Origin of the sequence: Methylobacterium oxalidis (assembly GCF_007992195.1) — a bacterium.
GTDB classification, from domain to species: Bacteria; Pseudomonadota; Alphaproteobacteria; order Rhizobiales; family Beijerinckiaceae; genus Methylobacterium; species Methylobacterium oxalidis.
Window position 1 is genome coordinate 1 of record NZ_BJZU01000140.1, and the last position, 21,999, is coordinate 21,999.

Below are 21,999 nucleotides of genomic sequence, written 5' to 3' on the forward strand. Positions count from 1 at the left end.
CAAGCTCTCGCGGCTCGGACCACCCGCGTACGGGGCCCGGGGTCGAACCTGCTGCTCGATCAACCGCGCGGCTGCATCGCGCCGCATCTCCAGATCATACGTCGCCTGCAGACCCATCCAGAACTCCGCGGACGTGCCGAAGTAGCGAGCAAGCCGCAGAGCCGTCTCGGCCGACACCGAACGCCGGCCTCGCGTGATCTCGCTGATGCGCGTCCCCGGCACGGCAACCGCCTTGGCCAGGGCGTCCTGGCTGAGGCCCAGCGGCCGGAGGAAATCCTCCCGCAGCACCTCTCCAGGAGGGGTCGGAGCAAAATCAGCGATCAAGCCGCCTCCCAAGGACGATCGACCAGCTCAGCATGGAGGGCGTCGCCCCTCAGCGAAAGCTTAGCTGCCGCGGATCGTTGACGCGCATGTCCCCAGTTGGAGCAGCAGGTCACTACCGGACAGGGCTCGCCTGACGATCACGAGCTGGGTCGATCTGGAATCTTCAGAGCCGGCAAGCTGCCCGCTCCGGAACCATCTGCCACTCAAGGCCTAGACCTCCGCTCTCATGTCGCCCCTACCGAAGAGGTATTGGGCGGCTTTCAAGGGACGTCGAACGCAGACTGGAAGCTGCCCTCGTGTTCAAGGGAGAAGACGAGCCTGAACGCCTACCGGCACAGGCAATGCGGTTGTAGAACTAACCCTTTCTGAGTAGGTCAAGTGGAATTTTTGGAGGTAAAACGAGGGTCTCGCCATTCCAGATAAAGTGAAATAAAGGTGCGATGACAATGTCTCCGCATTGTTCTTGAGCCGCATTCCATCTGAGCGGTTCCTCTAGTGATCCTCGCCGGAGAGCGCTCATGTTGGATCTGAACAACAGCCAGCTCGCTGCATCAGAGGAAATGGCGAGCGTCTCCACCGCTGACACTGGTGAGCTTACCCTTGGAGGCCCAGGGGCGCTCGGCAACCGGGACGCGCATCCCCTAGATGCCTTCTTTGAGTCCGACGAGGAGGGGTTCAGCCTTTCCAAAGCCAATCACGATCTCGCCGCCTACGGCTATACGGCTGCCGAGAGGCGCGCGACCGCGCAGGGCCCCGATGCATTGCGGCCAAGCGCCGACGGGTTGGAGGCCGCCGGTCATACGGGCGAGCGGCTTCATGTAGCCCATGCTGCGCCACCTCAAGCCAATCACGCAATCGGCAGCGTCGAGGCTGTGACCGGCAGCGTCAGCGTCGTGCGAAACGGCTTGACGGTGACGCTCCACGCCGGAGACCCGGTCTACAAGGGCGACGTCGTGCAGACCGAGGCAGGTGGCGCCGCGAAGCTCAATCTGACGAACGGTGTCGCGCTCAACCTGGGTCATTCGGCGAATGTTGTTCTCAACGACATGCCCCATGTCTCAGTGACAGCACCCGTTCTTCCGCAGAATTCGGCGCCCCTCGTCCCCGGAAGCCTATCTCAGATCCCGAGCGCGCCGAGCGACAAGCCGGTGCCGCAAGCCCCGGACCAGGGCCACGTCTCCTTCGCGCCCGGATCCTCAACGCCGCCGACTGTCCTCGGGACAGGGCTCGGGCTGCCGGCATCGGGAGTTTCACAATCAATCAGCCCACCGGTGGCAAGCAATGTCGCACAAGCGGGCCAGCCGAGCGCTACTTCCCTCAATCCATCGCTCGTTACCGCCCGGACTGACGCACAGGGAGAGACGCCCCCTTCGATCTCGTCTTCGGCGACCTCTCCTACGACTTCGCCATTTCCAGGCGCCAATTCGCCTCTGTCCAGCACCACCGTCGTATTCGTCCCCACTCAGCTCTTCGTCCCCGCTGCACGCGACGCAGCGATCCAACCTGCTGGGAACAGCAGCGGCGGAATCGACAACCCAGCCAGCAGCACAGCAGTTGTTGACGCAGCGCGTGGCGCGGGCAGCATACCCCGCGATGCATCAGACGGGACACGAGGTGCGGCCAGGGATATCGGCGATGGGGTGGGCCAGGTCGGCCGCGTGGCAGGTGACGCTATCGGCAACGTGGCCGGATCTCTGAGCAACGGTGTTGGCCAAGGAGGCAGCGCATCAGGTCCATTTGGCAATGCAGCTGGCGCGGCGGATAACGTAGCCGGACCCCCGAGCATCAGCCTTGGCCTGCCCGATCGTGCGTCAGGCACTGCCGGCAATGCCCCGAGTGCTGCGGCCGGCGGCTTGAGCAACGGCCTCGGCCAGGCGGGCAGCGCGGCAGGTGAGGTGGTCGGCGCTTCGGCTGCTCCTGCGAGCAACAGCCTCGGCCAAGCTGGCAACGTGGCAGGTGCCGTTGGCAACGCTGTTGGTCAAGCAGGCGGCGCGGCAGGCGAAGCAGTGAGTGCTGCGGCTGGGGTGGTGATCAACGGCCTCGGCGAAGCAGGCAACGCGACGAGACCCGGAGGAAGTAACGCGGTCGAGAGCGCGATCGGCAACGCGGCGGGTGCCGTCGGAAATGGTGTTGGCCAAGCAGGCAACGCGGCAGGTGCGGCGGTGGGTGCCGTCGGCAGTGGCCTCGGCCAAGCAGGCGACGGCGTGGCTGCAGCGATAGGCGCCATCGGCAACAACGTTGGCCAGGCAGGTGGAGCGTCAGCAGAAGCGCTAGGCGCTTCAGTAGGGATTGTAGGAAACGGCCTCGGTCAGGCTGGCAACGCGGCGCGACCTGGAGACAACGGTGTTGGCCAAGCAGGCGACGCACCCAGTGGAGCGGTAGCCGCTGCGGCCGGACCTGCGAGCAACGGTCCCAGCCAGACGGGCAACGGTGTTGCTACAGCGGTAGGTGCTGTGGGAACCGGCGTTGACCCGGCAACTGGTGCAGAAGGTGCGTCGAGCAACAGCCTCGGCCAAGCAGGCAACGCGGCAGGTCCGGTCGGCAACGCTGTTGATCAAACAGGCGGCGCGTCAGGTGAAGCAGTGGGCGTTGCGGCCGGAGCTGCCAGCAACGGCGGCCTCGGCCAGGCAGGTAACGGAGTAGCTACAGCGATCGATGTTGTGGAGACCGGCTCCGATCCGGCAAGCGGTGCGGAAGGCGGAGGCAGCGCTGTTGGCCTGGTCGGCGACGCAACAGGTGAGACGGTAGGCGCTGCGGCCGGGGCGGTGAGCAGCAGCCTCAGTCAAGCAGCCGACGCGGCGGGACGTGAAAGCAACGCAGCCGGAAGCGCGATCGGCAGCGCGGCGTCTGCAGGCGGCAACGGTGTTGGCCAGGCAGGCAGCGCGGCAGGCAGTGCAGAGATCAGTGTGGCCGGACCTGTACGAGACGAGCTCGGCCAAGTGAATGCAGCGGAGAGTGCCTTAGGTAACAGCTTTGACCAACAAGTTGATACGGCGCGCGAGGTCGTCCGCGCCGTGGCAGATGCCGCGGGCGGCGGCCTCGGCCGCGCGAGCATCGTAGCAGGCGGCGCGGTTGGGGATGCAGCTAGGGGCGACGAACAGGCCAACGCTACGGCGGGTGCTGTGGATGTCCTAGTCAGCGAAGCAGATGGCCCGGCTGGAACAGAGGGCCAGGAGCAAAGCTTGGCGGCCGGCGTGTCAGGTGCTATGGCCACCGAAGAGAGCCAAGTTGGCAGCGCGGGTGATGCGACCGGCAAACCGGCTGGAGCAGCGGGTATCGGCGAGGTGACCGATCTGGCAGCCGCGGTGGTCAGCGCCGGAACCCGAGGTCAGTCTGCACCAGCCGTCAGTACCGCTCGCGACGACAATGCTGGTGGTCCCATGCCAGTGGGTATCGAGGAGCCCCACACGAGATCCTCCGGCACTGATGCGGCTGTGAGCGCAGCCGACGAGCACACGAGTGTGGGCCAAGTGCTCGACTCCACGGCGGCCCAGGATCAGATCCTAACCGACGCGATTGGCAGCGTGGTTTCCGGCCAAGTTGCTACTCGGACGCTGCCGCAAGCAGAGTTGGTGGCTTCTAGCCTGCGATCAGACACCGGCGATGCCCACCTGCAGATCGAGCGCAATTCAGCATCCAACGCAGCTCAGAAGGCTTCAGACCCAGGCAGTGCGAACGGAGCCGAAGAGGCGGTAAGTCTCACAGCTCAGACCCACAAAACGGGTGGTGCCAGTGCGGTTCCGGATCTCAATGGAGCCAACGGTTCAGCGAACGAAGCCGGGGGCCAAGCCCGCACTGCTGCGCACAACAGCGGCATTCAGGATCACACCAGTGCGGGCGCGGCAATCGGGGTGATAGATCCTGACATCGGGAGCGGGGCTGGCGAAACGCAAGGACTCCGCAGTCCGGCAGCAAGCTACGGCAGCGCCGCTTCCGATGACGGAAAGGCCGCCCCATCTGGCACAGGTACTACAACTGAACGGTCTGATGAGACCGTCACCGGCGGCGTGACCGAGCCTCACAAAGTGCCAGACACGGCAGCAGAGGATGCAGCCGCGGCTTCTGAGAGCCTAACAGTGCCATCTGCTAACGCTGTTCGTGGACCTGAAGAATATAGCAAAACAAAATCTGCAGTAGAGACAAACAAACTCGGCTTAGTACTTGATAAAGAAAATGATACATTTTTGTTCACAAAACAGGACGGGAAGCCGAGTGCTCCTGTCAGCATTGAAGACTCACCCGTTGATTTCGCTACGAAATATTCGGTCGATGCGGCTAGCAGCGAACAAGAAATGAATCTGGACGCGCATGCTCAGAGCTCTGGCTCTGATGGATACCCTCAGAAATCAGGACTCGACACCAAGGCACCGGCGAGCCTAGCCACCGTTAGCACTACGAACGAGGTGCAGGTCTTTACTAGCCACGTCCCAACCGACGGCATGCCTTTCGCGTAGGTTGAAGCGCTTGAGCCCAAGTGCTGCGCAATGGCCCGCAGCTGCTTGCAAACATGCTCTGCCTGCGCTCCGCTCAAGCTCCCCGCTTGTCGCAAGGAAACCCTATCGTGTAGCGGCCAAGACCCCGAAGGCGGTTGGCAAAACGAACCCATTTCCCGCCTGCCGCCAACTTAAAGCGAAGGAGAGACGAGCGCTCAGGTCGCGTCGCGTCACGCTGCCAGGAAGTTTGCTCCGCTGAACCCAAGTCTTCATCTGCCATGTCGAGAAATGACCCTCGCGTCCAGAGACAATTGCCTCGTCACATCAACTTGTTATCTGCCTTAGCTTAGTCTCGAAAATGTATCTCTGGCGCCACAGTGTGCGCCGCTTGAGCCGTTGAAGCGATTTTGTCGTTGCCGCCACACCCACGGATGCTGACAAACCTCACAGCGTTGGGGTTTGGAAATGGCCATTCTGAGTGCAGTCGGTAGCGTGGTGGCTCTACCGAAGTCAGGAGCTTACAGCTCGTCGTATCTCGTCGCGAACGCCTCGGGAGGATTCTCGACCGTCACGTATTCTTATCCAACCACGACAAGCAGCACGACAAGTCGCTATATCACGACCTACTCCGCGGACGGGGCTCGATCCGAAAGTCCAGTTCAAATTATTGGCGCCGCTGACAACTACTCAAGAGTAGGTGGCGCCGCTCGTGCTGACGGGAGCCTCGTTCTGTTGGAGGCTTCGTATGCGACCTCTGGACCGATGTCGTCGCCCACAAGTGCGACAGTCAAACTCAACGACTATACCTTCGACGGAACTTACCAGACGCTACAAAGCACCAGCTATGCGAAATATTCTGAGGCGTATAATCTGACGGCTCTCGCAGTCAACAAATCCGACCAGATCGCCCTTCTGCGCACCGTCGGGTCAGGCAGTGGTGCTATCACGGTGCTCGACCTGTACGGGGCTGACAACCACCCGATCCGCTCGAGCGAGCCGGTCTTCACGGGCGACACGGCAACCGTTGCTGGCGAGCGGCTGTTTGCGCTCGCTGACGGTCGTTTTCTCGCCGTCTGGGGGATCGGGCATCCTGTTCACACCGGCACCGTCGTAACGAGCTACGACCGATATGACTTCTACGGTCACGTGTTCGATGCCACCGGCCACGCAGTAGGAGCGCAGCTCGATCTGTTCACCTATTCGGCCACTCTGGCGACCAACGAAGATCTGTCCGTTCGTGCGCAGATCGCCACACTTCAAGACGGGGGATTTGCGACAGAGTTTCAGGTCGTCAGGAGTAGCCTGTCCGGGCAGAATTTCATTGAGACCTACCCCGATGCCACCCTCTCCGTATGGCATGAGGCCACAGGAGGAGACGGGTTCCGCGCTACCAGCAGCACGTCACTCGATACGGCGGCAACCAAGCAGCGTCTCGGAGATCTGCTAACTCTCCCGGACGGTCGCATTCTGCAAACCTGGACGGAAACGAATGCAGATCTGTCAGGAGACGTCAAAGGTCAATTTCTTTCTTCTGCCGGGATTGTAGTCGACGGGCCGTTCGTCATCCATCATTACGCCGCCGTCGATAAATTCGACAGCTACGACGTTACGCTGTTGTCAAATGGGAATTTGGTCTTTGATTGGGAGGAGTTCGGTTTCACTGCTGGTATTCCCTCCACCCAATATGCGCAGATCTTCCGCCCCGACTACTCGTCAAACCTCGGAATTTATCTGGGCAACATCGTGCACCAAGCCAGCACGGCGGGCGGTCAGGTTTACGCCCTGTATGCCGGGCTCCTCGGCCGCGCGCCGGACGTACTCGGCCTCGAGTACTGGGCCGACCAGTTCGAGCACGGCGTGAGCGTGCGCGATCTCGGGCAACTCCTGCTCTCCTCAGCCGAGGGTCAGGCGCGTGCGGGCGGCCTCGGAAGCTCGGAATTCGTGAGCCAACTCTATCAATCCACCCTCGGGCGCCTGGCCGACAGCGGCGGCCTAGCGTACTGGACGGATCAGCTCGACAACCATGGTGCGCAGCGCATCGACGTGGCCAGCGGCTTCGTCTTCTCCGCCGAGCACCTGTCGAGCTTGCAGAGCGTGTTCGACGCAGGCTTGTTCGTCCCCGACAAGCAGGCGGCGGACGTGGCGCGGCTCTACTATACCATGTTGGGGCGCGCTCCCGATGCGGGTGGCCTCCAGTACTGGGCCGACCAACTCGAGCACGGCGGCACCATCAGCGACTTGGCGAAGGTGTTCCTCGGCACCCCGGAGAACGTGTCGAAGTACGGCAGCATGGGCAGCTTCGGCTACGTGGACGCGCTTTACGTGAACGCGCTAGGCCGCCATGCCGACGCAGATGGTCAAGCCTACTGGGAGGATCTCCTGGAGCACGGCACGTCGCGGGCGGATCTGGCAGTGCTGCTCTCCGAGAGCGCAGAGGCGCACAGCGTGCACCTCAGCCAAATCGAGCAAGGCTGGCATCTTACCTGAGCTGCACAGCCTTGTCGGCACAGTCAGCCCGCACAAACAGCGATGCCCCGACATTCTGCCAGGTCGTGGAAGCTGCGGGTGTCGAGCGACAATGAGCACATCGACGATCCGACCAGCGACCCTTCCCCGTTTCTCCAGAGCCGCATCTGGGAAACAATCGAAAGGCCGCTGGTGAAGGCTCGCCGTTCAGGCGAGATGCCAGCCCAGCTCAATTTGATCCAAATGCACGCTGTGCGACTCGGGACGGTGTTTCTCGATTGCGACGGTGTCCTCGCGGATTTCGACAAGGGCGCGGGCGCCGTCCTCGGGATGCCACCCGCAGCCTTCGAGAAACGTTACGGCCTCGGGCGCTTCTGGAGCAGGCTGGCGTCCACGCCGGACTTCTTCGAGAGCCTCGATTTGCTACCGGACGGCATGGAGCTGTACGAGGCGGTCCGCGAACTGAAGCCCGTCATCCTGACCGGACTGCCCCGCGGCAACTGGGCCGAGCCGCAGAAGCGCCGCTGGGCCGCGCGCCACTTCCCCGGTGTCGAGGTGATCACGACCAGCGCCGCATCGAAGCGCGAGCATTGCAGCCCAGGCGATGCCCTGGTGGATGACCGCGACAAGTACCGGCCCCTCTGGGAGAAGGCGGGTGGGGTCTTCATCCATCACCGAAGCGCATCCGCCTTGATCCGTCAGCTGCGCGATCGCGCCTTCCTGTGAGGCGCAGAAGCGGGCGATCTCCATGGATCGCCCCAGGTTCAAGCCCATCGGAGTGCTGTTCGCAGTTGCCTCGTCGCTGCGCGCCGGTTTGCGACTGATCTCCTGCGAGAATGACCCTGCGATGGAGTGGCTCAGTTGCTGGCTCGTACCCGCACTCCGGCGAACCCGAGCGTGACGCGTGCGCCGGAGTTGTTGCCGACGCTGTAAGAGACGCCGTTCCAGAACACGCCGATCTTTCCGCGGGGCGGAGTGTCTGAGGCCACGAAAGTCGAGCCCGCCTGTCCCACGAGCGCGACCTGACCACCCCCGAGCAGAAACTCCGCCGTCGACCCGGTTCGGTCCTCGCTGAGGAGGATCTTTCCGGATCCCGGCGCGATGGCCAGACTTGCTCCGTGAGCGAGCGGGGTTCCGGCCTCGCTCGCATCGACGCTCCAGCCGCTCGCGGCGCCGTTCGTGGCGTGGAAGGCGGGGGCCTCAGGGCTGCCCATGGTGCTCCTGCCAAGTGGCACGCCGGTGAAGAGCGGGCCGCTCGCATTGGCGCTCGCGTCGTACGAGCCCAAGATCACATGGCCGCCGTGGACTGCGATGCCGTAGCCGCCGCCCCGGCTCGCCTTGTTCCGCGCGAGAAAGGGAGAGCCATCGATGACGGCGGAGCCGCCCGCGATGTTGATCCCGTTGCCCGGAGCGGTTCGGCCGTTCTCGATGAAGGAGCCGCCGGTGACCTTGGTGTGCGCGAGGCTGACGAGGCCGTCGCCGCCGTTGTTGTAGCTGTGGGCGCCGACAAAGCGGGCCAGCGAACCCGGGGATTGCGTCCGAAGGTCAAAACCCGCGGAGCCGTTGGAGGCCGACCAGCAGCCTTCGCAGAACAGGAAGCCCAGGGTGTTGGCATCCGCGAAGACGCCCTTGTTCGAGTTGCTGTCCACCGAGAACTCAGCGCCCAGGTATGTCTCCCGGTTGATCGCGCCGCGATCGAGATCGGTCGAGAACCAGACCCCGAAGCTGGCAAGCGAGACCCCACCGGACATGAACTTCACGCCGCCCGTGCCGCCAGCGAGATGCACTCCGAAATGTCCGCATTGGACGATCTGGCCACCGCCGTCCCAGGTCATCTCCGAACCGAAGGCGCCCGCGTCCATCCCAGTGAGTTGGAAGCAATCGTTGACCGCGCCTGAGATGTTCGTGCCGTGCAGGCCGACGTTGTCGAAGCCTTGGACGACCAGGCCATTGTAGAGCCGAGGCTTTCCGCGATCCGCTGTCAGCTCGGCCTTTGAGCCGACATTGACGGACCAGAGGCCGAGATTGCGCACCCTCTGCGCGTAGATTGCGTGCCCGCCGGTCTTCGTCAGCCCCGGCTTGGTCCAGATCGTGAAGTTCCTCAGATTGACGTTCGTTGTGATGCGGGCGCCGTCGCCGATGACGAGGCCGTTGCCGACAGCGCTCGTCAGGAGAAGGCGTGCACCCGGCGCGCCCTCGATATCGGTCCCATTCGCGGTGACCGTAACGGTGCTGATGCAGAAGCTTCCTCTCGGGACCTCGAGTTTCGCGCCCGCGGCCGCGTTGACGGCATTCTGGACCGCCAGAGTGCTGTCGACCGTGCAGGAGGGGTCTGAGACTGCGCCGTAATCGAGGATGTTGAAGCGCTGCTGCAGCTTGGCCTCGAGGGTGAGCTGTGCCGCACCACGCCCTGTGTTGCTCCAGGGGGCCAGCCGTCCGAGATTAGTGAGGGCCGTTCGGATCTGGGGCGGGATAGCCTCAGCGACAGCGTTGTCGTTGTTCGCCGGTGTTCCGGAACGCTGGGCCGGGAGGGATTGCGCCAGCAGGGCCGACACCGGGAGCATGATCCCGATCGCTCCCAATGCCCAAAGGACCTTCGCGTTCATGGAGCCTCCTCAAGCGCGTGATGATGGGCCACGCTAAGCGGCGCTGGCTTTGTGAGCCCACATCACCGCGGTTTGCAGTACCTGCGGTGCTCTAGCCCCGAGCCGAGACCGAGCCAGTCAGGCTCGCACGATGGCCGTCGCCAGCGCTGCCGCCTGTTCGCGATCACGGCAGAGCAACCAAAGGTCATCGTGCCCCGCAAAGTCGGCGTCGAACATGTCGATGATTTCTGCGGGCGGCGGACCGAGATCCGGCCAGTGATAGAGGGAATGGCCTACGCCGCACAGGATCGGCAGGATCGGGGCTAGGTCCCAGAGCTTGTGATTGCTCAGCGTCGCATCGAGTCGACCTGTGGCGACCAGCGCTGCGTCCGCGATGGCGCCGCTCTCGCTCCAGGGAAAGAAGCCCTGCTGATAGTCCAGAGTGTAGCGCTGTGCGGCCGGCGCGAGCCAGCCGACGTGATGCGTCGGCCAAGATGGGCGGTTCAGCACTTGAAGAGCACGAATACGCCGGCCGCCCCGGGTTGGCGCCCAATACGTCACTCCATCGTGAGCTGCCAAGATGAGGCCGCGCTCCTCATCGGGAGATCGATGCTGGATCGGATCTGTCCGGTCATCGAACCAGGCTGGCAGACTCATGACGCTCGCTTCCGGCCACCCGGAACGGCACGCGGCGATCATCGTCCCCCAGCCAGGCAGACCGCCCGCATAAGGCTTCGTTCCGTCGATCGGATCCGCGACAAATGTCCAACCCGGTCGAGCCAGAAGCGTTCTCGCCTCTGCCCGGCCAATCAGATCCGCTGTTTCCTCCTCGATCGCGTGCGGCCCGAACCGGTCACGCACGAGGCGGCTAATCTCGAGATCGGCTTCGGTGAGCGCTTGGCCCAAGCCTTGGCCTTTGTGTCCGATTTTTAGACCGGCTGCGCGTATTGAGAGGGCGAGCTGCCCTGCTTCCTCAACGAACTCCATCAAGCTCAGCACGACATCGCGGGCGTCCGCATCCTGTGAGATCGGCAATTAGTCCTCCACCCCGCCGGAAACTGTCGCAGCACGATGATCATAGCAGCGCTCCGGAAGCGCTCGCGGAGTGAGCGAGATGTCGTCGTACCTCGGCGCCCAGCGCGGTTCGAGGTCCGCGTAAAACGGGGATCATGGGCTCCGCTTTGGATCAACCCACGACCACGCTGAGTCAAGCCTATGCCGAGAGCGAGTGACGGCGCGATTGAGAAGGATCTTGGACTCCCTCGGCGTTGCCAGCGCAGGCATGCAGAAACGATCCAGGCCACCGCCAGGTTTGTAGCTCACCGGAAGCATTCAAACACCCGGAGTGATGTTCATGAAGGGACTGAGCGTGCGCGTCATCTTGGCTATGTGCCTCGCCGCAGCTGGTCTGTGCGAATCTGTGCAGGCCCGTGGCAATTTCAACGGGCCATACGTGAAACGAGCCCCAGCAAATATTGACTGGCGGAATCGGAGAGCCCGCAACTGACCCCCGAAACGGATCTGAGGCGGTGCGGACTCGGCAGGCCCCAGGCGCAGTCCGCCAGCAACGCCACATCCACAGGTCGCGTCCACCGAATGAGCGGCAGCGCGGCTTCTCGCTGCCTTGCGGCAGGCATTCACTGCCCATTCCGGGTCGCTTCTAGAGCGGGGCTCTGATCCGCCGCATCGAGACCTCCGCCCTGCCACCATCATCTAGCCTGCTCGCCCTGATCAGCGCGACGACCGCTGCCAACAAAACTGGAGCCGCCGATAGTCGCTCGGCTGCGCTGTTTGATGAAGTTGGATTGCGGTGAGAACGGGGGCCGCTCAGGGGCACCAGTTTACCTTTCGCGGCGCACAACATCAGGGCTCAGCTTTTCTGAGGAACTTCTAAGCGCCTTGGCGATTCCCTCCGCGCCAATCAACACTGGAGGAACGCGCCATGAAGGCTTCCACTTTGATCAGTGCGGCCGCTGCTCTGGCCCTCACGAGCAGCTTTGCGCTGGCCGCGCCCTGCAACACCGGCTCGACCAAGGATAAGAGCCCTCAGCAGCAGGCGGCCAATCCGAAGAGTTCCGACGTCGATAACTCCAGCAAGAACCTCGCTGGCGGCCAGCAGCCGGCCTCGCCGGGCACCGTCGGTGCCATGAACAACGTCGGTGCCAATCAAGCGACGGGCTCGAATCAAGGTTCGACTGCTCAGGCCAACAAAGGCGACCGCACCGATCCGGCCGCCAAGAACCTTGCAGGCGGCGAGCAGCCGGCTTCGCCCGGCACGGTCGGTGCGATGAACAATTCGGGTGCTGATCAGAAGGTCGGCAAGAAGGATGACGATTGCTGAGCACATTACGCGCAACGCATGCCAGAGCCCGCGCAGCGTCCGCTGCGGCGGGCTCATCTGTTTTTGTCGCTGGCAGCGTGTCGGTTCAGGCCAAGACGGGAAGAGCCGGCCGAAGGACGCTTGGGTTCACCCAGCGCCTCCATACCGGCTCCCCGTTAGTCACTCAGAGGAACGAACCAGAAGGTTCGCTAAAACAAGTCGCGGTGGCCCGAAAGGTTCAAGCGTCTGCTCTCTGCGTCGTTAAGGTGCTCAGCACCTTTCCGTCTGCATCAGCTATGTTGCGGTGTGCAGCGCCCCCCGCGTATCTCACCGATCAGCGAGACGATAGCTCTCGTGGCAGTACACTACGTGGGACCCCAGGGTCTGCTCGGCTTACTGAACGGCAATCGCGAGGTGGGCGCACCACGTCCAGGTTGGCGGAACGGAAGATCGCGCGGCTCCGTTCTGGAGGCCATGACCAACCGCATGACTCTTCTCGGCTCGGCTATGGGTGTCGCGGCACTCTGGGCGATCGCCTTCGTCGTCTTTCTGCCCGAGCATCGGTCCGCTCCACGGGCGCTACAGAGCGCAAACCTTGTCAGCAGCTCGGAGCGCGGAGACTCGAAACTCTCGACCTCTCGCTTGAGCACCTGGGTCGACCTTCCTCGGGAAAGTTCGTCCCCTGAAGCGAGCCTGCCGCGCGCTTCCGGTCTCGGCACGGCGAGGCCGGAGGCTGCGGAGGTCACGCGAACGACGCACACCGACGAGCTGCGACCACGGCGGCTTCGCCGCGACCGCAGCGTCTCCGACCCGATGACCGCCTCCGTCGCAAGGCAACGATACAGTCGTCACAAGGCGCCCGCATCGCCGTCGGCAGCCACGCGGAAGCGCTGGAGGCGATCGCCCGATCCGGTCGAGTTCAGCCTGGCTAGCCGCGGTTAGATGATCGAGCACGTGTCGGAGGCCACGCTCCGTCATCACGCCGATCGTCTTGTGCTTGCGGCCGGCTGGTAGCTTCTCTGCATCCTCGATGCGGAGCCCAGCGCCTCTACGCTCGCCCGTGCGGCATGGATCTTTCAGCGCTTCTGTGAGAACATAGCATGAACTCACGCGCGTATGCTGCGGGAGTGAAGGCTCACAACACGATGAACCACTGCAACTTTCACCCAACGGGCAACCAGAGTGCCCACACTCCGCGAGAGCGGCACGTGCTGGGGCGGTCGCGCGTCGCCAGCGCACGTGGCCTGAGCCTTTCTGGTCAGTGTCATGCCCACCCCGCACACCGGCCGGGCGCTGTTCTTCTTTAAGAACCTCTCGGCGATGCGCCACCTCCAGCGACCTTTCCGATCGCCTAGAACGTCTGCGTGGCTGCCGAGGGACACCTGCTCTCCGTAGAGGAGCCGGGCAGCATCCGCCCATAGTGGAAGGCCTGGCGTTCCGACGCGCTTCCCATCGTCCTCGACACTATCCCGGTCGGCAACGGCGCCAACCGCTTGGGGCAGTCGACGAGCCAACGATCGCGGCGATCCGGCGGGCGCTCTAGGGCGTCGAGCGGGTGATCATCGCGACCAATCCAGGCCGCGACGACTCGATGATCGCCTGGGAGGTGTTGGAACACCTCGGCGACGCGACACTCCATGGTGGCCACGTCGCGCCCTGGGCGAGTGGGCACCAGCCACGATCCTTAACAAGCCTCGTGGTCATGTAGCTATGACCGCCGGTCGCAGACGTCGCCGAGACGACAGGACGCCGATCGTGCGTCCTCGGCCATGCCGCCTCCCAGCATGACCACCCCTCCTGTGAAGCCACGTGAGCGCCACTTGGATTGATCCGCATCGCGGATGCGATCGGGATGAGGTCCTGCGGCAGCCAGGGGTAGCCCAGAGTTGGGTGCTCCAGCCGCCAGAGGGCCTTGCGAGCGGGGTAGTCCGGCAAACATGTCGCGTCAGCGTCCGCCATGACATTTGCGTCCGCGATCGAGCGGTTCGCGAGGACGCTTTCGCTGGGCAGCGGATCGGCGGTGCGCTCCTCGGCCGAGGCACGAGCCGACAGTTTACTCTGAGATCCCTGATCCGTGAGCGTGCCCGTCAGCACGAGGGGCAGGGTGATCTCGATCACGCGCTCCGCAGCGTGGCGTGGCCTGTCGGGGCCGATGCTGCTCGCCTCGTCCGGAGCGCCCTCGACACGTGCGCCACGCCTGCCGGCTCCTGCCGTTGGCTCACGGAAGCTGGGATCAAAAGCCCTGCGCGCGTGGAGGCCGGGGTCGTCGGGAATCAGGATGGCCTCGATCACGGGGCGGACGCCATCGAGGTGCAAAATCATCGCTGCGATCCGGTCGCCGAAGCGCTGCAACAGGGCCTGGCTGACCGCCTCGATCCAGACCGGCAGGGCGTCCCGATCATCCGGCCCCGTCACGGCCGAGATCGCCGCGATCATCTGCGTCCAGGCGAGCCGCTTGGCGACCCCCGTGCAAGTGACGATGCGGGCGAGGTCGATCCGGCGCGCGAGGTCGGCTAGCAGGTCCTCCGGCGTCCCCAGCAGCGTGCGAGACGCCGTCTCGCCCTCGCCACGCGGCGTGATCGCGTGCGTGATCATCGCGTCCGCTCGTGCCAGCCGCACCAAGCGGATCTCGATCGTCAGTCCTGCCACCACCATGGGACGCCCTCCATTTCGGTGAGGCAGTACGCGTCGCAAGCCACGAAAAAGGGAAGCGCCGAGCCGTGCCAGCGTGGGCATGCCGCCGGATACTCACCGCAAGTCCATCGTAAGTCATCGACCTGCTGGAAAAATTTTAACAGCTCATACCCCCGCAGCACGAAACATGTGCGCGGGCGCTCCGAGGTCATGACAGCGGGGTTCCGCGAACGCATGACCGACCGTCATGTCCACCGGGTGCGTGAGCAACGCGCGCTCGGGGCCTGAACCCATCTGCCTGCCTCACACCCGAGTGAGCCCGGCCGGTCGAGCCTCGCTGCCAGTCCACGCAGCAAACCTAGGCGCCAGCCGGGGTGCGGCTCAGCCCTACTCCTGGAGCGATGGCGCTCCAGCTTCTTTGGAGCGGGGCCTGGGTCGCGTGCCTCACTCCACCTCGCCCAGCCGGAAGCCTGCGACCCGAAGACTGGCAAGCTCAAATTCGTTGGTAGGTGCTGCTATTATTTTACAGGATAAATGTAGTCCGGAAGGGTCCTGGCAAAACGCTCGCAACGCACCCTGCCTTTCGGTCACTCCTCGGGTTTGCAGCCCCGATTTGCGATTTTCGTCCCGGCCCCGTTTCTTCGGATGCATCGGCTGGACCGAGGAAGGTCGTCGTGGCGGGCGCTCAATTTTTCAGATGCAAGACCTACAAGCGGGTTCAGGGCCGCAGTGGCTTCGTCTTGGCCGAGTTCGCGCGCGTGCCCTGGGCCAGCGGGCACGTCGCCGACCCGCAGCGGCCCATATTGCTCCATGGCATGGCCCCGGCCGATCTGCCGGCCCAACTTGAGGCCCGGATCGCCGCGGCGGTGGAGGTTACCAAGACCGGCAAGAAGCGGCGGATCCGCTCCACCCTGCATGTGCTTATGGGAGCGATCTTCTCCTTTCCGGCGCTGATCAGCGAGCTCCAAGCCGATCCCGCGCTGTTCGAACGTCTCGCGCAGTGGCGCGAGCTGACCATTGCCTGGGCCAAGCGGCAGTGGGGCGAGCAGATCTGGTGCATCGTCCAGCACGTGGACGAGAACAGGCCCCACCTCCACGTCGTCGCGGTTTCAGACGATGCGAGCCTGAGGGCCAAGTTGCTACACCCGGGCTGGGTCGCCAAGGAACGCGTGCTTAAGGAACGCCTCGCGGCGGGCGCCTCCTACCGCGAGGCGCTTCACAGCGCCGACATCGCCTACCGGCGCGCGATGCGGGCGATACTCGACGACTATCACACTCACGTCGGTCAGCCTTGCCACCTCAGCCGGCTGATCAAGGCCAGAAAGCACCTCCCGCGTCACGAGCACCAGGCTCTCAGGGCCGAACACAGGGCCCGTGACGAGGCGATCCGGGACCGGGATCAAGCGATCCGGGATCGAGATCTCCTGATCGCGGATGCATACCAGATGGGTCTGTGGCAGGCCGAAGACGAGGCCAAGGCGATCCGGCAGCGGGCCCGGCAGTCCGCCGCGAGCATCGTCGACAAGGCCGACGAAACTGCCTGCGCTGCCATCAAGAAGGCGAGCCGGACGGCCGAGCGCATGGTGGCGCAGGCAGAGGCCGCGCGCGACAGTGTACAGGCCGAGACTCGGGTTCTGCGGCAGGAGCGGGATCGCGCGCGCGAAGCCGCAGCTGTCAGGCTGACGCCGTACCAAGCGCTGGGCGAGCGGGTCGCCGCGCTCGGAACCGGTCTGTCCGGACACACGCAGCGCGCTGTTGAGCGCGCAGTCGAGGCGGTCGAGGTGCCCCTGCGCTCGAAGCTCGCGGAGCAGGAGGCGGGCGAACGGGAACTGAGACGGACCATCGCCGAACTGCAGACGCGCCTGCGCGCCAGCGAGCGCGGGGTGATCGCCTACCGCGCACGCGCCGAGCAGGCGGAGGCCGACCTCGTCGCGCTCCGCCACGACCGGGAGGGGCCCGGTCCAGAGTTGCAGCCGAAACTGGCGCCCGGCTCGTACGGCTGAAGACCCTGCGGGGCCTGACGCCCTACGAACATGTCCTGCAGGTCTGGACTAGTTGTTTGGTTGCGGAACGTTGTTGAGACGCCGCGCGCTGGGCGATCAAAGCGTATGCTTGGCGCTTTGAGGGTGTGCGCCGCCGTTTCGCCAGGAGGGCCCGCTGATGCATGCCCTCCATCTCAGTGCCCGCACCACACCTGCTGTCCGCGCTGAGATCGCCCGCTCGCACGAGAGCTCCGGCGTGCCGGCCAAGCGCTACGGTGTCTTCACCAGGACCATCCGCAAGTGGCGCAAGCGTGGGCCGGAGGCCTGTCAGGATCGCTCGGCTCGGCCCCACAAGCTACCTTGGAAGGCGAGTGAAGAGGAGCGCGCCATCGTGTGCGCCCTTCGCTCTCGGCTGCTGGCGAGCTCGTCGAGGCGCTTCATCAGATCGACGTTCTTCACCTCGCCGGTGGTGGTTCGCCAGCCCTTCGCCTTCCAGCCGCGCATCCATTCGGTGACGGACTTGATCACGTACTGGCTGTCACAGCGCATCTCGAGCTGCGCGCCGTCGGGAAAGTGCTCCAGAGCCCGGATGGCGGCAGTCAGCTCCATGCGGTTGTTGGTGGTGCCGAGATCTCCGCCGCAGAGCTCAAGGTTGCCGTCCGGGCTGGTGAGAACGTTGAAACTCGAGCTCAGGGCATAATGACTCAAGACGATCTTCCACGCGCAAAAGGTGAACGATTTCGAAGGCATGCGTGTGCAGTTCTACTAGCCGAACAAAGTGCGGGCCTGTACGCAAAATTCGGCGAACGCCCCCACTTTTCGGAAGCCGATTTAGGAGCGCTCGTCCTTTTAATGCCCGAGGGCGCGGCTAACTTAGCGACGATTAGAGCCTCAAGGTCTGCTTGGAGCAGATATCTCGGTCAAAACATCTCTCAGCGCCAGGGCGAGATCGCGAATTGCCACCATCGCATGTACCGCCTCGCCTCCATCAAGCGGCCGGGATCCGTGAACTCGGAGCGGCGCCCCGTCGGCTGCTCGAAATTTTGAGACATCAATCAGTAGGTTCTGGAGCTCTTGCATTGTCTCAGCAAGCACGGGGAGCATCGAGTGGTCAAAGTTCTTGCTACGGAACTCAGGCGACTCGATGAACATACGCAGTAGGTCCTGACGTGAGAGAGCGCCGGATCGTAATGTACTGGTGTAATGTTCGATGGCACCTGGGTCAGGCGCTCGCTCGAGCACCGCGTGATAGGTATCGGTTATAAAAGACCTTGCCACGGTACTCAAACGTTCAAGGCTGATGATCTCCGCTTCGGAAAAACTAGATCTCGACAGGTAGTTCGACCTGAACTCACCTGAGTCAATCAGTTCACGAACTGTGTCCTCGGGCGAACGGCTGCCATCGCAAAGGGACGGCAGATAATATCGAAGGGCATCTGGATCGGGATCGCGCGCGAGGATCCCTCGGTATATGGCCATGAGGATCGCGCTATGCCGGTAAACGGCATGATCCTCCGGCTCATCGGTGTTCGCGCCGCGCGCATCAATCTGACGCTTGAACTCCGCTAATCCCGCTTCCGCTCCTGAATGGCTCGCGGTGAGATCCGCCAGCAGGTCAACGAAGTGAGCGGTGCGTGATACGCGATCACCTCTAGGCGGTGATGGGAGGTCGACTGATCGGTGCAGAACCTCGTTGCTCATAATGTCCCTGTATTTAGCGAGCAGCTTCGTCGATAGGACGCCAGCGAAGCCGGGTTGCCTGATCAAGGACACCCGACCAGAAGCGGTAGCACACCGCCGCTACTGTGTACGGGCGCCACATATCGGCCTGTTCAGCGCGAGCGGCGATCCATGAGGTCTCGTTCCCGATGAGATGCTCGAGTTGAGCTGCAAGGCGCTCGTGATCGTGCGGATCGAAGCGGTAGTCGTTGTTCGGCACGAGCTCGGGATGAGCGGTGGTGTCCGAGACAAGGACCACCGCCCCATTAGCCGACGCTTCGATCACAGGGAGGGAGAAGCCCTCGGCGGTCGACGGTACCACGGTCAGCAGATGCCGATAGTAGAGATCGGCGAACTCTGCATCAGTGAGATGATCGGTGAACGACACCAAGGCTGGGTCGCCCCCTTCCTTCTGGATGAGATCAAGAAGGTGGGCGCGAGTGGAATGATCGTAATTCCCTGTTACTGTCACTGGCACGCCCGCCTGCTGAAGGACAGGGCTACCCGCGTGCGCTTTGAGGGCACATTCAGGGTTCTTACGCGGATCTCGGCCGCCAGCGACCAAGATGCCGGAACGATGCTGCCGCCCTGATTGGTCTGCTGCGGGCCTGATAAGGCTTGGCCGAACAGCGCACCCTGTTACGAAGACGCGATCTGCAGTGATCCTGAGGTGCATTTTTATCTGCTCAGCAGTGAATTGTGAGATTGCCGCGTAACAGTCATACTTTCTGAGTTGGGCACAGCTCGTTAGAAAGGAGGCCTGCGCGACCGGGGATGCTAAGTAGTACTCCGGCTGGATAAATTGGATTAGGTCGTAGGCGACTGCGATTTTAAAAACGCTGGTATCTCGGAGAACGCGCCGGAGGGGGGTTCCTGAATGCGTCATCGGCGAAAGCTGAACAAACCAGTCAATCAAATGACTGTCATCCAGAACACCGCTCAATACATGATCAAAACAATCTTTTTGATTACAATCAAGACAGGGAAGACTCGGATCCACAAACGCGCCGATCTCGACATTTTTTGCGGATAAAGATGATCTTGCGCTATAAATCAGCGAGAAGCTATGTTGACCGACGCCGCGATATCTGAAATTAGGATCTTGCAAGCATCGGGCATCAAACAGCATCCGCATCATCAGTCTCACAAATTCAAATACCTAGCAACCAAAAATTATTCGTGTAATTTAAGCAGCGTAGCAAAGCGATTTCCTGCAGAAGGCTTGCGATGAGCTAAATAATGCGCGGCGGATACTTCGCATGGACTTCCTGGTTCTAAGCCGAAGTGGAGACCGCTGCAGCCATCGAATCAACCTCCCTGTTTTTCAGGCACACTAGCGTCTATCCGTGGGAATTGGCTAGACGAGACTCGCCTGCTCGGTCCCTGCGGTCAGGGGTGGGATTTCCGACGTCAAGTGTTAGTCTGACTACTTGGCTGGGCGGGCATCGCGCGCGGCTATAAGTTAGTTTTGGCATGCCAGTCTACAGCATATAGATCAATCCTTTCGATACAAGTTTAATCAAGTAAGCCGATAACATTTTTGACGAATTTATAATTTGAGCGTGCCGTTTGTCTTTTAGAATTTGCAAGGTTTTACAATCAGATACGGAGAAAGGAGACTAAATGATGGAGCTTTCTGGCGCACTTGCCGCATTCGCCTTAACTTTACTACTGGCGATCATTATATCTGTGTCCCGCAACTATTATCTTAAGCGCTCTCAAACTGAATGGCTCCTCAATCTCCGTCACAGCGTCTCCATTCTGATTTTTTCTGGCATCACGACGGCGATATTAAATATAATTAGTATTATTGACACAATATTCATTGTATGTGCATTGATTATTGCGATTACATTGTGTTTTTCTCTCGTAGAGGCCTGCAACGCCGCTGCGCTGCACTTTTTTAATGAGAGTGTCTTCTCAGTATATCGCCATCTGCCCGTCTCATTGTTTGGCAGAGACACCCTTAAATCGACTCGCGCGTATTTCCGTCAATACTTTCCAGGAAGATATTTTTTATGGACATTCTTACTTACACTCGCGTATGCGTCCATAGGTACAACCACATCTTCCCCTGCCTCTGCTGTTGCTGGCGGTGCCGCAATTGCCTTTCTCGGCCTTGGGCTTCGCTATTTCGGGCCCGCCCCTGAGCGCCCTAGCGTCGTCTCGCCAGTTGAGCAACTGTATCTCCTGGCTGACGCTCCCGATGTGAAAGTATATCCTCTGGCCGATACGGCTAGAAATGCTTTGCGTCTTCCGCAACCCTACAGTTATGCCGCACCGAAAACAATCATTCTCGTAATTTTGGAGTCGGCCGGCGCCTATGTGTGCTCTAGCAGAGATCCTCAAAAATTGCTTTCGGGTGAACTCGCTGCATTATCAGGAGATCCTAAAGAATGGATCATTCCTAGCAATGTTGTCACCAATAGTTCTTGTACTGACGTTAGTGTGCCGTCAATAGTTACAGGTTGCGGGGCGCACGAGAGCATCGAAAAGCTTCACAAATTGCCATTGATATTTGATCTTGCCAAGGCGAGAAGCTACAATACTGCATTTTTCACATCATCCAGTCTCAAATGGGCGAATTTTGATAAGTTCTTCCAAGGATCAGCTATCGATAAGCGTGTTACTGGAGACACGATCGGGCTACCGTTTATAAATGATGTGACAGTTGACGATTATGAAATCGCAGAACAGGCGGCCGATTGGATTGCCAATCAGACCGGAGGAATATTAGCTGTCATATACTTCAATGCCCTGCACGTGCCGTTCCAAAGTGTTAGTAAGTGTAATATTCCTAGCGAGTTAACAGTTCGTCAAAATAAGGCGGCTTATGTAATTGAAGAATGCCACAAGCTACTGTTTAACGCATTGCGGATCTCTGGCCGCTATGATGATGCGCTCATTTTTTCTGTGGGAGATCATGGGGAAACACTCGGGTACGACGGAAGCGACGAGAGCGGACGGATGGCGCGCACAATCAAGCTGACACCGCACGTTCTCCATCCGCTCTTCATCATGAAGCCACCGGCAAATCTGCCTAATGAAATGCGGCTCAATCTCCAAAACAATCAAAATTGCCTTCTAGCGAGTGTTGATATTGCCCCTTCAATCGCCGACGTCTTGTACGCAGGGCCAGATCCCGATCTCAAATATGCTGGACATAGTCTATTTCAAAAAATACCCAAAGATCGAATCATTTACACTCTGAGTATCAATGAATGGCGCTCGTGGAGCAAGGGAGCTGTTGCCATCTCTCAAGCTGAACGGAAGACAATAATCGACTACCAAACAAATGAACTCTGTCTGCACATCGGGCCGGGTTATTCTGATTCGGATCGTGTTCGTGGTGGCGATAGGGATCAGCTGTTGGCTGTTGCGTTTTCTGAGCATATTGTCCGATCGTCAATATCAGTGATCTTCAAACAAAAACTCGGTTATGGTGGAGTTGTACAAATGTAGATGCTTCGATACCTCGAGCTATAATTGACTGAATATTCATATTAAAGGAATGTGGCGCAATCGGATCCACTAAG

At 61.4% G+C, this 21,999-nt stretch carries 12 protein-coding genes and 2 pseudogenes; 7 read left to right on the forward strand and 7 right to left on the reverse strand.

The window, feature by feature from the left end; translation table 11 throughout:
- Positions 1–324: HigA family addiction module antitoxin (locus MOX02_RS25735; protein ID WP_308632322.1), on the reverse strand; the 324-nt coding region annotated here is incomplete at its 3' end.
- Positions 325–842: 518 nt separating this feature from the next.
- On the opposite strand from MOX02_RS25735, the gene MOX02_RS25740 reads away from it, so the two are divergent.
- The 3 genes from MOX02_RS25740 to MOX02_RS25750 all read left to right on the forward strand — a co-directional run bounded on the left by MOX02_RS25740 (position 843) and on the right by MOX02_RS25750 (position 7,949).
- The gene (locus MOX02_RS25740; RefSeq protein WP_147028672.1) at positions 843–4,778 is read left to right on the forward strand and encodes a hypothetical protein; all 3,936 of its coding nucleotides are present in this window, start codon (positions 843–845) and stop codon (positions 4,776–4,778) included.
- 741 nt (positions 4,779–5,519) lie between these two features.
- Positions 5,520–7,244 carry a DUF4214 domain-containing protein gene (locus tag MOX02_RS25745; protein ID WP_170267991.1) on the forward strand — a complete coding sequence of 575 codons (1,725 nt, stop codon included), beginning with the start codon at positions 5,520–5,522 and terminating at the stop codon, positions 7,242–7,244.
- Between the two features lie 78 nt (positions 7,245–7,322).
- Positions 7,323–7,949: an HAD family hydrolase gene (locus MOX02_RS25750; RefSeq protein WP_238179056.1), complete on the forward strand. Its 627-nt coding sequence runs from the start codon at positions 7,323–7,325 to the stop codon at positions 7,947–7,949.
- 131 nt (positions 7,950–8,080) lie between these two features.
- Here MOX02_RS25750 and MOX02_RS25755 read toward each other — a convergent pair whose 3' ends face one another.
- Together MOX02_RS25755 and MOX02_RS25760 are read right to left on the reverse strand one after the other, a co-directional pair.
- A complete protein-coding gene (locus MOX02_RS25755) occupies positions 8,081–9,829 on the reverse strand; it encodes a hypothetical protein (RefSeq protein WP_147028674.1) in 1,749 nt (582 codons plus the stop codon).
- Positions 9,830–9,946: 117 nt separating this feature from the next.
- Positions 9,947–10,843 carry an inositol monophosphatase family protein gene (locus MOX02_RS25760; RefSeq protein WP_238179058.1) on the reverse strand — a complete coding sequence of 299 codons (897 nt, stop codon included), beginning with the start codon at positions 10,841–10,843 and terminating at the stop codon, positions 9,947–9,949.
- Positions 10,844–11,750: 907 nt separating this feature from the next.
- Here MOX02_RS25760 and MOX02_RS25765 point away from each other — a divergent pair.
- Positions 11,751–12,149, forward strand: coding sequence for an exopolysaccharide production protein YjbE (locus tag MOX02_RS25765; RefSeq protein WP_147028675.1), 399 nt, complete (start codon positions 11,751–11,753; stop codon positions 12,147–12,149).
- A 1,518-nt stretch (positions 12,150–13,667) separates the two neighbouring features.
- Here the strand turns inward: MOX02_RS25765 and MOX02_RS31560 are convergent.
- Entirely contained in the window at positions 13,668–14,783 is a 1,116-nt protein-coding gene (locus MOX02_RS31560; RefSeq protein WP_170267992.1) for a hypothetical protein, read from the reverse strand.
- Positions 14,784–15,436: 653 nt separating this feature from the next.
- On the opposite strand from MOX02_RS31560, the gene MOX02_RS25780 reads away from it, so the two are divergent.
- Positions 15,437–16,765 (forward strand): plasmid recombination protein, encoded by a 1,329-nt coding sequence (locus MOX02_RS25780; protein ID WP_147028677.1) that lies wholly within the window; start codon positions 15,437–15,439, stop codon positions 16,763–16,765.
- Between the two features lie 157 nt (positions 16,766–16,922).
- Positions 16,923–17,150 (forward strand): annotated as a pseudogene (locus MOX02_RS32415) (IS481 family transposase); the annotation flags it as partial.
- Here MOX02_RS32415 and MOX02_RS25790 read toward each other — a convergent pair.
- The 3 genes and pseudogenes from MOX02_RS25790 to MOX02_RS25800 form a co-directional block, all read right to left on the reverse strand.
- Positions 17,144–17,401 (reverse strand): annotated as a pseudogene (locus tag MOX02_RS25790) (ribonuclease H family protein); the annotation flags it as partial. The pseudogenes MOX02_RS32415 and MOX02_RS25790 overlap by 7 nt on opposite strands.
- A 234-nt stretch (positions 17,402–17,635) precedes the next feature.
- Complete coding sequence (locus tag MOX02_RS25795; protein WP_147028678.1) at positions 17,636–18,445, reverse strand: DUF4214 domain-containing protein; 810 nt, start codon at positions 18,443–18,445, stop codon at positions 17,636–17,638.
- A 13-nt stretch (positions 18,446–18,458) separates the two neighbouring features.
- Positions 18,459–19,601: a glycosyltransferase gene (locus MOX02_RS25800; RefSeq protein WP_147028679.1), complete on the reverse strand. Its 1,143-nt coding sequence runs from the start codon at positions 19,599–19,601 to the stop codon at positions 18,459–18,461.
- A 485-nt stretch (positions 19,602–20,086) separates the two neighbouring features.
- Between MOX02_RS25800 and MOX02_RS25805 the strand changes: the two genes are divergently transcribed.
- Positions 20,087–21,925: a sulfatase-like hydrolase/transferase gene (locus MOX02_RS25805; RefSeq protein WP_147028680.1), complete on the forward strand. Its 1,839-nt coding sequence runs from the start codon at positions 20,087–20,089 to the stop codon at positions 21,923–21,925.
- The last annotated feature ends 74 nt before the right edge of the window (positions 21,926–21,999 follow it).